Source organism: Blautia faecis, from assembly GCF_020554845.1.
GTDB lineage: Bacteria > Bacillota > Clostridia > Lachnospirales > Lachnospiraceae > Blautia_A > Blautia_A faecis.
This window is the reverse complement of record NZ_JAJCIA010000012.1, coordinates 45823-58901: the sequence shown is the minus strand read 5'-3', so window position 1 is coordinate 58901 and position 13079 is coordinate 45823. Positions and strand designations below refer to the sequence as shown.

The 13079-nt window shown below is 43.9% G+C and carries 11 protein-coding genes; 1 reads left to right on the top strand and 10 read right to left on the bottom strand.

The genetic code is table 11. The annotated features are described in order from the left end of the window. Nucleotides 1–39: 39 nt before the first annotated feature. The 8 genes from rlmN to LIZ66_RS07920 all read right to left on the bottom strand — a co-directional run bounded on the left by rlmN (nt 40) and on the right by LIZ66_RS07920 (nt 10274). Nucleotides 40–1080, bottom strand: coding sequence for a dual-specificity RNA methyltransferase RlmN (gene rlmN, locus LIZ66_RS07955; RefSeq protein ID WP_148461129.1), 1041 nt, complete (start codon nt 1078–1080; stop codon nt 40–42). Between the two features lie 10 nt (nt 1081–1090). Then, on the bottom strand, nt 1091–2440 hold the full coding sequence (gene rsmB / locus LIZ66_RS07950) for a 16S rRNA (cytosine(967)-C(5))-methyltransferase RsmB (protein ID WP_148461128.1): 1350 nt from the start codon (nt 2438–2440) through the stop codon (nt 1091–1093). Then, a complete protein-coding gene (locus LIZ66_RS07945) occupies nt 2433–3146 on the bottom strand; it encodes a zinc metallopeptidase (RefSeq protein ID WP_148461127.1) in 714 nt (237 codons plus the stop codon). Before LIZ66_RS07945 ends, rsmB begins: the two co-directional genes overlap by 8 nt. A gap of 4 nt (nt 3147–3150) precedes the next feature. Next, nucleotides 3151–4107, bottom strand: a complete 957-nt coding sequence (gene fmt, locus LIZ66_RS07940; RefSeq protein WP_148461126.1) for a methionyl-tRNA formyltransferase — start codon at nt 4105–4107, stop codon at nt 3151–3153. Continuing rightward, entirely contained in the window at nt 4108–4590 is a 483-nt protein-coding gene (gene def / locus LIZ66_RS07935) for a peptide deformylase (RefSeq protein ID WP_118578240.1), read from the bottom strand. It abuts the gene before it with no gap. A gap of 93 nt (nt 4591–4683) precedes the next feature. Next, nucleotides 4684–6912 (bottom strand): replication restart helicase PriA, encoded by a 2229-nt coding sequence (priA, locus tag LIZ66_RS07930; protein ID WP_173716053.1) that lies wholly within the window; start codon nt 6910–6912, stop codon nt 4684–4686. A 3-nt stretch (nt 6913–6915) separates the two neighbouring features. After that, on the bottom strand, nt 6916–8373 hold the full coding sequence (locus LIZ66_RS07925) for a UDP-N-acetylmuramoyl-L-alanyl-D-glutamate--2,6-diaminopimelate ligase (protein ID WP_148461124.1): 1458 nt from the start codon (nt 8371–8373) through the stop codon (nt 6916–6918). A gap of 239 nt (nt 8374–8612) precedes the next feature. Continuing rightward, nucleotides 8613–10274, bottom strand: a complete 1662-nt coding sequence (locus LIZ66_RS07920) for a DUF7507 domain-containing protein (RefSeq protein WP_227200701.1) — start codon at nt 10272–10274, stop codon at nt 8613–8615. Nucleotides 10275–10965: 691 nt separating this feature from the next. Between LIZ66_RS07920 and arcC the strand changes: the two genes are divergently transcribed. Further along, a complete protein-coding gene (gene arcC, locus LIZ66_RS07915; protein ID WP_148461122.1) occupies nt 10966–11898 on the top strand; it encodes a carbamate kinase in 933 nt (310 codons plus the stop codon). On the opposite strand, the gene LIZ66_RS19915 is transcribed toward arcC, so the two are convergent. Further along, nucleotides 11885–11950 carry a DUF6783 domain-containing protein gene (locus LIZ66_RS19915; protein ID WP_373131060.1) on the bottom strand — a complete coding sequence of 22 codons (66 nt, stop codon included), beginning with the start codon at nt 11948–11950 and terminating at the stop codon, nt 11885–11887. The genes arcC and LIZ66_RS19915 overlap by 14 nt on opposite strands. A gap of 107 nt (nt 11951–12057) precedes the next feature. Continuing rightward, entirely contained in the window at nt 12058–12954 is an 897-nt protein-coding gene (locus tag LIZ66_RS07910) for a hypothetical protein (RefSeq protein WP_173734846.1), read from the bottom strand. Between the last annotated feature and the right edge of the window lie 125 nt (nt 12955–13079).

The window sequence follows — 13079 nt, the reverse complement described above, 5'->3', positions numbered from 1 at the left end:
TTTCGTACTGTTGTTCAACATAGAAACACCAGTTTTTCGTTACTGCGGATCGTAACTTTTTTCTATATAACTTTTTCGTAATTGTCCACAGGCACCGTCTATGTCACTGCCCATTTCCCTTCTAATAGTAACATTAATTCCGCATTTTTCAAGTTTTATTTTAAAATTCTCTACAGCCTGATGCGTAGAACGCCTGTAAGAACGCTCCTTAATAGGGTTTACCGGAATTAGATTTACATGACAGTTAATATCATGGATTCTGCTGCTCAGCTCTCTTGCATCTTCGTCACTGTCATTAACACCAGCCACAAGACTGTATTCAAAAGTAATTCTCCTGCCAGTCTCCTGAAAATAATTGCGGCATGCATCCAGGACTTCGTCCATACTGTACCGCTGTGCAATAGGCATAAGTTCCTGTCTTTTTTCATCATTTGGTGCATGCAGAGACAGGGCAAGGGTAATCTGCAGTTTTTCCTTTGCAAGCTCATAAATTTTTGGAACAATTCCGCAGGTCGATACGGTGATATTCCTCTGGCTGATGTTAAGACCATTTTCATCGGAAAGCAGATGTACAAAGCGTACAATATGATCATAATTATCCATAGGTTCGCCAGTTCCCATTACTACTACATTAGATACCCGCTCTCCCGTTATGCTCTGGATCCTGTAAATCTGATCCAGCATTTCCGAAGGAAGAAGGTTTCTTGTCCAGCCTCCAATAGTGGAAGCACAAAAACGGCACCCCATTTTACAGCCTACCTGTGACGAAATACATACGGAATTTCCATGCTTATAACGCATAAGAACACTCTCGATCACATTTCCATCAGAAAGGCGGAACAGATACTTTCTTGTGCCGTCAATGGCAGAAACCTGTTCATCCACCATTTCCAATGCCGCTATGGGATAGTCTTTCAGTTTTTCTTTTAATTTTCCTGGTATGTTTCCCATCTCATCATAAGAGGTTACCAGATGTTCATGTAACCAGCTGTAGATCTGCTTTGCCCGAAAGGGTTTCTCTCCCAGTTCGGTCATCAGATTTTTCAGTTCGTCTTTCGTCATCGACTTAATGTCTGTCATATTTATATTCCTATTTTCTTCTGAATTTCGCAATAAAGAAGCCGTCTGTCTTATGTACTCCAGGAAGCAGCTGCAGATATCCAAGTGCAGTTGTCTCTGAGTGCAGCTCCTCTGGAAGATAAGGATCCAGGCTCTCCAGCTTAAATGGATAATTATTCAAAAACCACATCATGTTCTCTTCGTTTTCTTCTTTTGCAATGGTACAGGTACTGAAGATCAGCTCTCCTCTTGGCTTCACATAGTTTGCTGCGCGATCCAGAATGGTTCTCTGCAGAATCACTATTTCATCCTGTTTCTGTGGCGTAACACGGTATTTGATTTCCGGCTTCTTGCCGATCACTCCATACCCGGAACAAGGTACATCTGCAATTACAACATCTGCAAGCAGTTCTGAATCCTGATCAAAAATAGTAGCATCCTGCACTCTTGCCTGTACATTAATAGAATTGGTACGTTGGATATTTTCCTCGATCAGATTGACTTTATACTGGCTTACATCTCTTGCATCTACCGTTCCATATCCCTCCATCTTGTCTCCCATATGAAGACTCTTTCCACCTGGCGCAGCACACACGTCAATAACGTAATCGCCCTTCTTCGGATCTGCAACCTCCGCAACCAGCATGGAACTTACATCCTGCACGACGATTTTACCCTTGATAAAAGCATCCAGTGCAAGAATATGGTTAAATTCAGAAATGCTGTATGCATAAGGCAGATATGGAGCAGGCGCTACATGAACGCCCTGACTTTCCAGGCTTTTTATAACCTCTTCCTTGGAATTCAGATAAGTCCGGCATCTGATGGTAAGAGGATGTTCCATAAGAAAATCCGCCAGTATCTTCTCTGTTGTTTCTTCTCCATAGGCTTCCAGCCACCTGGTTACCAGCACCTCTGGCATGGAATACTTTACAGAAAGATATTTCAACAGATCATCTTCTTTTTGAGGGAACCGGACCTGATCCATTTCCCGGGCTATGGTACGAAGAACACCATTTACAAAAGGCTTCAGATTATAAAAACCTTTTCTTTGCGCCAGCTTCACAGCCTCATTGCACACTGCGCTGTCTGGCACACTATCCATGTATTTCAGCTGATATACTGCACTTCTTAAAATTTCCCGGATTGCAGGCTTCATCTTATCAACTGTCACCTTGGAAAAAGAATTGATAATGTAATCAATCTGAATCCGGTATTCCAGCGTTCCTTCACAGACACGGGTAATAAATGCCCGGTCCTGTTTGGGAAGGAACTGATATTTGGAAAGGGCATTCCGAATTGCCACGTGGCTATGCTCGCCCTCTTCGATTTCAAGTAAAATTTCCAGGATCATCTCCCTGGAATTGATTCCGTTAATCATCCCGTCTTCTACCTCCGGAAAGTATGAGCAGTCTCAGAAGCTGTAAAATGGAAGAAGCAAGAGCTGCTACATAAGTAAGGGCTGCCGCTGTAAGAACCTTCTTCGCACCTTTGTTTTCCTCACGGCTTAAAATTCCTGTGCTTTCCAGCATTTTTAAAGCTCTTGAGGAAGCATTGAATTCTACCGGAAGTGTTACAAGCTGAAACAGTACCGCCAGTGAAAACAGCACAATTCCTACAGTTGTAAGTGCCGGTATGGAAAAGATCAGTCCCAGAAGAAAAATCGGCCAGGAAAGGGAAGATCCGATATTTGCCACCGGAACAATAGCTGAACGGATATTCAGCGGTGCATAATTTATATTGTGCTGAATGGCATGACCACACTCATGGGCAGCGACACATACAGCTGCCACAGAAGTTCTTCCATATACGTCCTGTGAAAGTGCCAGCCTCTTTGTTCTCGGATCATAATGATCTGTAAGGCTTCCGGAAATTGGAACAATCGTTACGTCGTAAATTCCGGCTGCATTTAAAATCCTCTGGGCAGTCTGAGCTCCTGTAAGACCTGAATGGCTGCGCACCTGCTGATAACGTGCAAAAGTGCTTTTCATCTTTCCAGATGCAGCCAGTGCCAGCACCATTCCAATGATCAGCAATACATAAGTAGGATCAACATAAAATCCATAAGGATATCCATATCCGTACATAAGATCACTCCTTTTTATCTGTGAATCTGCTTCCGGTTTCTATATGACATCCTCGAAGGAATGCATCCGCATCCATTCTCTTTTTTCCTTCTAACTGTACCTGTGAAAGTACCAGAACATCCTCACCGCAAGCCACGTAAATTCCTTTTTTGTCCGTTTTTACTACTGTTCCAGGTTCTGGCTTTTCTGTGCCAGCTTCTTCACTTTTTACTACAAAGCTTTCCCATACCTTCAAAGTTTTTCCATTCCAGAAGGTAAATGCGCTTGGCCACGGGTTTAAACCTCGCACCAGTCTTTCCAGTTCCGCGGCTGATTTCCCAAAATTGATCAATCCCATCTGTTTGGTGATCATACCGGCATATGGAGTAGGGCTTTCCTCCGGCTGTTTCTCGTAAACAGCTGTGCCATCAAAAATGTGAGGCAATGTCTCAACAAGAAGCTTCGCTCCTGCTTCTGCAAGCTTATCAAACAGAGTTCCGCCCGTCTCATCTTTTGCAATCGGCACTACGATCCTTGAGATCATATCTCCTGTATCAAGACCTGTTCCCATTCTCATGATCGTAACACCTGACTCCTTTTCCCCATCAATAACTGCCTGCTGAATAGGAGCTGCACCGCGGTATTTCGGAAGCAGGGATGCATGGATGTTAATACATCCGTATTTCGGAAGCTCCAGAATGCTTTTGGGAATGATCTGTCCAAAGGCAGCTACCACAATAATATCGGGATCCAGTTTCTCAAGAACCTGTAAAAATTCCGGATCGCGTACCTTCACAGGCTGGTAAACCGGGAACCCATGTTTCAATGCCTCTTCCTTTACAGGAGTGGGAAGCATGCTCTTTCCCCTTCCCTTCGGCTTATCCGGCTGGGTCACAACACCTGTCACCTCATAGCCAGCTTCAGCCAGTGCATGAAGGGGATTAACTGCAAAATCCGGCGTTCCCATATAAACAATTTTCATTTATTCCTCTTCCTCCTCATTGTCATAACTTACATGATGTAATTCACCTTCAACCAGACGTGTGTACATTTTTCCGTCAAGATGATCCAGCTCATGACAAAATGCACGGGCAAGGAGTCCTTCTCCTTCATATATCTGCTCATTCATATCCATATCAAGAGCTTTTACCTTCACATAATTTGGGCGGGTAACCTGACCGGACATTCCCGGAACACTTAAACATCCCTCCTCGCCTGTCTGCTCACCGGATGTCATAAGAATTTCCGGATTGATAAGAATAATTGGACCATCTCCAATATCGATCACTACGATTCTCTTTAATATACCCACCTGGGGAGCTGCAAGGCCAACACCGCATGCGTCATACATGGTTTCCAGCATGTCTCCTACCAGATCCTTTGTACGTTTGTCGATTTTCTCTACTGGTCTGCAGATTTTTTCCAAAACGGAATCTCCCTCTGTTCTGATTGTTCTAAGTGCCATCTCTGTGTTATCTCCTTTATCTTTGAATTTGGAAATACCCGTTGTTTCAAAGCCCTGCACCTTAACGCAGCCCTTTATTTCCGGTATTTCGCCTTATGAAAAATCAAATTGTATATTAACTTTTCTGAAGCCGGAATTGATTTCTATATATTCCTCCAGCCTGTCCTTTATTCGGACAAGCAGATCATAATTCTCATGTTTCAGATAAAGTACTCTTCTGTATACATCCTTTACTTTCCCTACAGACGCAGGGGCGGGACCGATCACATGAAGATCTTTTCCCGCATATATTTTTCCTGTAAACAGACCAAGATAGTGCATGGCTGTCTCAAGAAGCTTCTCATCCTCCGAAGAACCAAGCACTGCCATCATATGGGCAGCCGGGGGATAATCCATAAGAAGACGGTATCCCATCTCTTCCTGGTAAAATTCTTCGTAATCCTGCTTTGCAGCTGTCTGTATGCTGTAATGATCCGGACTATAAGTCTGGATCAAGGCATGGCCTTCTTTCCTTCCTCTTCCTGCTCGTCCCACCGCCTGGGTAAGAAGCTGAAAAGTGCGCTCACCACTGCGATAATCATCAGCATTCAGGGATAAATCTGCAGCAAGGATCCCCACAAGAGTAACATCCGGGAAATCATGTCCCTTGACGATCATCTGGGTTCCAATCAAAATATCGGCCTCATGCCTGGAAAAAGCAGACAGAATTTTTTCATAGCTTCCCTTAGCTCTTGTAGTGTCGTAATCCATTCGAAGAACTCTTGCCTCTGGAAATTCTTTTTCTACCACCTGCTGGATCTGCTGGGTTCCCGCTTTAAAACCGCCTATATATGGGGAAGAACAGACTGGACATTTGTCCGGTTTCACAGTTTCATAACCACAATAATGACAGATCAGCTTTCTGCCATTATGCTCACTTAAGGAAACGTCACAGTGAGGACATTTCATTACATGACCGCAGGAACGGCATGAAACAAACCCTGCGTAGCCACGGCGGTTGAGAAACAACATGGCCTGCTCCCCTTTTTTCAGGCACTGGCTCAGGTCTTCTCTCAGTTCCAGACTGAGGGCAAGGCGGTTTCCTTTTTTTAGTTGTTCCCTCATGTCAATAATTGATACCCTGGGAAGAGGTCTTTCTTCAAATCTGGCTTCCAGCTTTACAAGGACATATTCTCCTTCTTTCGCCCTGTAATACGCTTCCATAGATGGAGTTGCAGAACCAAGAATTACTCTTGCGCCTTCCAGCTTTGCTCTGTGGATAGCCGTTTCCCGGGCGTGATACCTTGGACTGTTTTCACTTTTATAAGAAGATTCATGCTCCTCATCAATAATGATCAGCCTCAGCTTTCCAAAAGGAGTAAAAAGTGCTGAACGGGGTCCCACCATAACCTGCAGTTCTCCCTGTTTGGCTCTTTTAAACTGGTCATAACGCTCTCCCAGGGAAAGTCTGGAGTTAATTACCGACACCTTATCACCAAAACGACCATAAAATCGCCGTACAGTCTGATAAGTCAGCGCAATTTCCGGAATCAGCACGATTGCCTGACCGCCTTCCTTTATCACCTTATCGATCAGCTCCATATATACTTCCGTTTTTCCACTGCCGGTAACTCCGTGAAGAAGAACCGGTCTCGGATCCGGGTGTTCCCATTCTGATAAGATCTGATTCACAGCCATTTGCTGGGATATACTTAATACTGCTGGTGCCACATGCGGAATATTCTCTGCATCTGCAACTGCATTTCTATACACTTCATCTGACTCCACAGAAGCAATCCCCTGTTCTTCAAAATATCTCAGGACAGAAGCCGTAGTGCCAAGCTCCTTTGAAGCCCAGGCAGTCTCAATTTTCCCATTTTCATTCTGCAAGAGTGCTTCCAGAAGGCGGATACGTGCTTTAAATCTGGTCATGCTAAGCTCTTCCAGAAGCTTTTCCCCATCTTCTCTGGAAATCAGAAGGGTTATCCACCTTTTTTCCTGGGCTTTCATCTTTTTCTGAATAGGAAGAACTGTTTTCAGAGCCTGGATCATGGTAGAGCCGTAATTTTCTTTCATCCACCCTGCCAGCGCGATCAGCCTGGATTCTGTGGTTTCCTGATCATTTTCAATACCGGCAACAGATTTGAGCTGGATTCCCTTTACTTTAGGCTCACCAGAAATCCCCACTACATATCCCTTGCGCACATGATTTCCTCTTCCAAATGGAATGGAAACCACCATTCCCACCTGTATCTCTTCCTTCAGTTTCTCCGGAACCAGATATTGAAAGCTTTTATCCAGCTTCTCATGGGAAATGTCTACAATAATATCTGCATATGTCATGTTTTACTTTCCAGCAAGAATATCAGCGATCAACACACGCTCATCCATAGGATATTTTTTGCCTTTGATTTCCTGGTAATCTTCATGACCTTTACCAGCCAGCACCACAATATCCCCTGGTTCTCCGTGATGGATGGCATAAGCGATTGCTTCCTTGCGGTCTGGAATCTCCACATATTTACCTTCTGTCTTCGCCATGCCAACCTTGATGTCATCAATAATAGCCTGAGGCTCCTCATCTCGCGGATTATCAGAAGTAATGATGGTCAGATCTGCCAGACGACCGGAAACTTCTCCCATCTCATAACGGCGAAGCCTGGAGCGGTTTCCGCCACAACCAAACAGGCAGACCAGTCTGTGTGGATGATACTCACGCAATGTAGTAAGAAGACTTTCCAAAGCCATTGCATTATGTGCATAATCAATCATCAGAGTAAATTCATCAGATACTTTCACCATCTCAATACGGCCTTTTACTTTTGCTACCTTCAGAGCCTTCAGGATATTTTCCTGGGAAACCTTAAAATGACGGCAGATTGCAATAGCGGTAAGAGAGTTGTAAATACTGAATTTACCTGGGATGTCGATTTCAACAGGGAAATCCATAAGCCCCTTCAGCTGATAGGAAATTCCAAGATAACCTTTTCCGCCAATCAGTCTGGCATCCTCAGCGCGAAGGTCTGCTTCTTTTGAAAAGCCATAGGTTTCCAGAGTACAGGTATGTCCCTCTACAATTCTGTCAAAATGCTCATCATCACGGTTTACAATTCCTACGCGGCACTGCTTGAGAAGCATAGCTTTACAAGACAGATAATGGTCAAAGTCCTTGTGCTCGTTTGGACCAATATGATCTGGTTCAATATTTGTAAAAATTCCAAAATCAAACACAAATCCCTGAGTACGATGCAGCATCAGCCCCTGTGAGGAAACTTCCATAACCACACAATCACAGCCAGCTTCCACCATTTCGTGAAAATACTCCTGAACTACATAGGATTCTGGTGTGGTATTAGAAGCAGGTATTATCTTATTTCCGATAATTGCCTCAATAGTACCGATCAGACCAACCTTGTATCCAGCATTTTCCAGAATGGATTTTACCATATAGGTAGTGGTAGTTTTTCCCTTAGTTCCGGTAATTCCGATTGTTTTCAGCTTCTCTGCCGGATGTCCGAACCAGGCTGCTGAAATAAATGCCATAGCATATCTGGTGTCTGTCACCTGGATAACCGTAACATCCGACGGTGCAGAAACCTCCTCTTCTACTACCAGAACTTTAGCCCCTTTTGCTGTCACATCCGGGATAAATTTATGTCCATCTACAACAGCACCTCTGATACAGATAAACAGAGAGCCGTCTGTTACCTTTCTGGAATCATAAACAACACCAGTGACTTCCTGCTCTGTGCTCCCCTGCACGCAGGTGTATTCTAACTTCTCTAATAAGGATGATAATTTCATAATATATGCCTCCCTATATTGACGTTGCTTTAAAATCACGCCAGAGCTTGTTTGAAAAAGACTTTCTGCAAGATTTGTGTCACAATTTGCGGGAATGATTTTTCAAACACGCTCTAATCTAATGACATCATACAGCAACGCATACTCTTTTATAGAATATCACACACAGAATTTGTTTTCAATCTTTCCTGTTAAAAAACAGTAACCGTTCACCTCACATTATAGTTTCCATTCACGGGTCATCTGTGAGCATTGTCTCCAAACATTCTTCTGGCGGCTACAGCGGAAAAAAGAAACGAAAGCAGAATCAGTACCTGAAACAGCTCTTTGTGGGAAGTATCCCCTGTTTTTGGAGAGGTGGACGCAGCCATTGTGCTGCCATCATTATTCCCACTGCCTATGCCAGTTCCATCTCCATTTCCACCCCCATTTCCGTTTCCGCTTCCATTTCCATCCTTCTCCTTATCTTCCACACGGATGGTTGCCTGATCCCGCACTGCGCTTTCCTCACCAGTCTCGTCAGTAACTACAATAATCTGATTCATCAGATTCTGGTCTTTCAGATCTTTTGGAAGTACAACTTTTGCCTTTAAATTCACACAGCCACCAGGTGCGATTTCCTGGATTTTCGCCTGAGTCCTGCTTTTATTCAGGGTTATACCTCTCTGTTCCTGAAAAGTAGCTGTTACTCCGGCAAGCCCGAAACGTTCTGTAGTAACTACGGAATGCAGAGTCACCTCCCCGGTATTGTGAATACTGATCTGATAAGTCACAGTCTCCCCAGGGCTGGCGTTGTCGCAGTCAGCTGTTTTCTTTACCGTAAAAGAGGCTTTTCCCTGCTGTAATGTTAACTGTTTTTCTGCTGCTTTCTCCAACGAAACCGGATTTTCTGTTTTTGCAAAAAGCTCCAGCTCCAGATTACTTTTCTGATCCATGTCCGGATCTATATAAAAAGACAGGATTCGTGTTTCCCCTGCGGAAAGGCTTTCCAGCACTGCACCACTTTCCGAAACTTCAAGGCCAGGCTCCTTTTCCCACACAGGTACCAGTTCCTGTTCTTTTACTTTGGCCTGAAGGGAAATTTTATAAAAAGGTACCTGACCATTATTTGTCAGATTCACTGCCATATGAATGCGTTTTCCAGTATAAAGCGCCTTTTCCTTGGCTTCCATCTCCACTGAAAAATCCATGTGTGCAGCTGGTATCTCCAAACTCTTAGATAAGGCTTTACACAAAATGTTTTTTTCATTTTCCACTTTTTTTACAATGTAAACTCCGCCTCCATTTTCTTCTCCGCTTATAGCACCATTTGCATGCAAAATATCCTGACAGGTAGGAACTGTATGTTTTTCTGCTGGAAAACGATATTCATCCCGCAAGGTAACCGGAATTTTCAGCTGTTTGCCCTGTTCTCCCGAATTTATTTTCCAGCGGAATCCGGTTATACTGCTGGATCTTCCGTCAGCAGTCTCGATAGGAAGCTCCTCTTTCAGGCAGCCTTCAGGTGCCATAAACGAAGCATCTGGCTGAAAATATTCAGAAAGCCAGACTACCAGTTCGTAAGATGTTGGATGAGATATTGTTTCATCCGAAAAATCATATTGATCATTTTCCAGGCTCCCGTCCTGATTTCCACTGCTGAATAAATTTTCATCGCCACTTTCATATTCCTGGTTTTCATTTTCCCACGTAAGTGACGCCAGCCCATCTGCCTTTACAGAAATCACCGCCTGAAATTTCTGTAAATCTGTCCATGCCGCATCTTGGACAACAGATAACCCGCCTTCCATTTCTGCTCCATATGTCACTGCCGGCTGCGCCGTGCATCCAACCAGCATCCCAGCTTCTGCAAGCAGACTTACTCCCACTGCCAGTATCTTTTTCCATATTCTGTTTTTCATTATAACTTCTCCTTTTCTACCCCTATTTTTCACTAATCTCTGTTATTAAACTACTATTTTACAAAACGGACTTGCCGCCTACTGGCGACATCACCATATAAATGAGTCACTGACAGCACATGGGAATCACACCTTTCTCACTTAAACAGATCCTATTCACAGCATTCCGAAGCAAATTTGCCTTGCCATTGTATGCATCCATTTTCAAAAAAGCGTATAAAACGCCCAGGTTAACAGGTTTCCTTCAAAAAACGGGTTATCTTGCGCCGAACCGGCGCGGTAGAAATTCTTTTCTGCAGAATGCAGAAACAAGATAGGTTTACTTTACCACACTTGGTCTTTAAATGCAATAAAGGGTCGGATTTTATTTTCATTTCATATTTTTTCGATTTCTTTTAGATTTGAGACACATTTTCCTCACAAATTGCCGATATAATGAATTTCGGATAGATGAAAAACCACTCTCTATCTCCCCCCTCAAAAATATAGGAAATGAGCCATCTGCCTGATGCGGATGGCTTTTCCTGTTTCAAGGACTTTTCTATTGCAATTCCCACCCTTAGCTTTTATAATGGAAGATATTACACAAGGATGTCCGGAGAAATCATTCATGTTGCTGTGAATACTTTCACAGTAATCCACTTAACTCTGATATCCGCATTATATTCTTGACAGAAACGAGGTATCTCCTATGAGTGAAAAAATCGTAGTAGTTGCATTAGGTCACAGAGCTCTCGGCACCACACTTCCAGAGCAGAAAGTAGCCACCAAAGCCGCAGCAAAAGCAATCGCAGATCTTGTTGAAGAGGGTGCCAAGGTGGTAATCTCCCACAGCAATGGCCCACAGATTGGCATGATCCACACTGCAATGAATGAATTTGGAAAGACACACCCGGATTATACATTCGCTCCTATGTCAGTCTGCTCCGCAATGAGCCAGGGCTACATTGGATATGACCTTCAGAATGCGATCCGCTCTGAATTTATCAGCCGCGGAATTTACAAACCTGTTGCTACCATTCTTACCCAGACTGTTATTGATCCATATGACGACGCTTTTGCAGATCCGGAGAAAATTATCGGACGTGTTCTCACTGAGGAAGAAGCTGAAGCAGAGGAAGAAAAAGGAAACTTTGTCACCAGACTTGCTGATGGCGGATACAGACGAATCGTAGCAGCTCCGAAGCCACAGAGAATCGTAGAGCTTGAGACTATACGAGCACTTCTCAATGCAGACCAGGTTGTTATCGCAGCCGGCGGCGGTGGAATTCCAGTGCTTGAGCAGGGCATCAACCTTCACGGTGCCAGTGCCATCATTGAGAAAGATCTTGCCGCAGGACTTCTTGCAGAAGAATTAAATGCCGATACTCTTCTGATTCTCACAAGTGTAGAGAACGTAAGTCTGAACCACGGTCAGGTAAATGAGCAGAAGCTTGGCAGCATCACTGTAGCGGACGCTAAGAAATACATTGAAGAGAACCAGTTTGCTTCCGGTTCCATGCTTCCCAAAATCGAAGCAGGTATTTCCTTTATTGAGAAAGGGGAAGGCCGGAGCACTGTGATTACCGATATGGCTCATGCCAAAGAGGGCTATGAAGGAAAAACAGGAACTACCATCCGCTAGAGAGTGTTTGAAAAAGGCTTTCTGCAAGATGTGCGTCACAATTTGCGGGAATGATTTTTCAAATACGCTCTAAACATACAAAAAGAAACCTCCGACGAAATAAGTACTCATCTGACGAGGTTCCTTTTTTTACTATTTTTTACTATTATTTCCCCAATCTTAACGAGCAGTAAGCATCAATGCGGAATCTTCTGACTCTGTATTTATGATTCCGATCAGATCTCCCTCTTTCAGGGTAATCTTACGCTCCACGCCATCTGTCACTGTCATGCTTCCGTTTTCACCCTCTTCTCCCATGATCATAAAACTTACAAAACCATTTGAACAGGAAGCAATGTAATATCCTGGGACAATGCCTCCATCCACATTTTCTCCAACCTCCAGCACATCTCCTGCCATCAGTTTATAAGAGGCTGAATCAGCCCCAGAACTGAACATATCTCCAAATTCTTCTTCAAGTATCGGAGCAAGGCTGTCCTTCAGGGAATCCCGGATTTCCGGTAAGCTTGCGCAGATGATCACCAGGACCATGAGCCATCCAAGAAGGGATCCTTTTTTCTTTTTTACCGGTTTCTGGGTGTAAACACTGCTTTTTTTAGCTGCAGCGCTGTAAGTTCCAGCTGTACTTTGTCTGCTCTTGGAATTATAACTCCCAGCAGGGACAGAGACCTTATTTCCATTCTTATCAGCACCAGTGCCTCCTCCATATATACTTCCTGCTTTCACATTTCCCTTATTATAAGAATTCCCTGTGCCTGCACCAGCCAGTGACTTAGAGCTTCGTGTTCCCGTTTTCTGATCATGTTTATTTCCGGCTCCTGCCACGCCTGTTCCGGTCCCGGTCTTATATGCAGCACTTCCAGCCTTCTTATCTCCCAGCGGGATTTCCTCCTGGCGCATGATTGCCCGCGCCCGGCTGGTAGCATGACGGTAATGGTCACTTCTGTTCTCATTCAGATGATACAAAGTCTCATCATTTCTATAAGGCATTCCACACAGCTTACATCTGCCATTTACAACAGGCCCATCGCAGACCTGGCACCTTTTTTTCTCCATAGACATCCTCCCGGTTCTCTGGTTATTCTGTTTCACCACAACCTGTAATTCCTGTTTTTGCTCCAACAGGGAAAAATCATCACATTCTTTGTCTTTTATTGTATCTTTTTTGCATATTTCTTGCA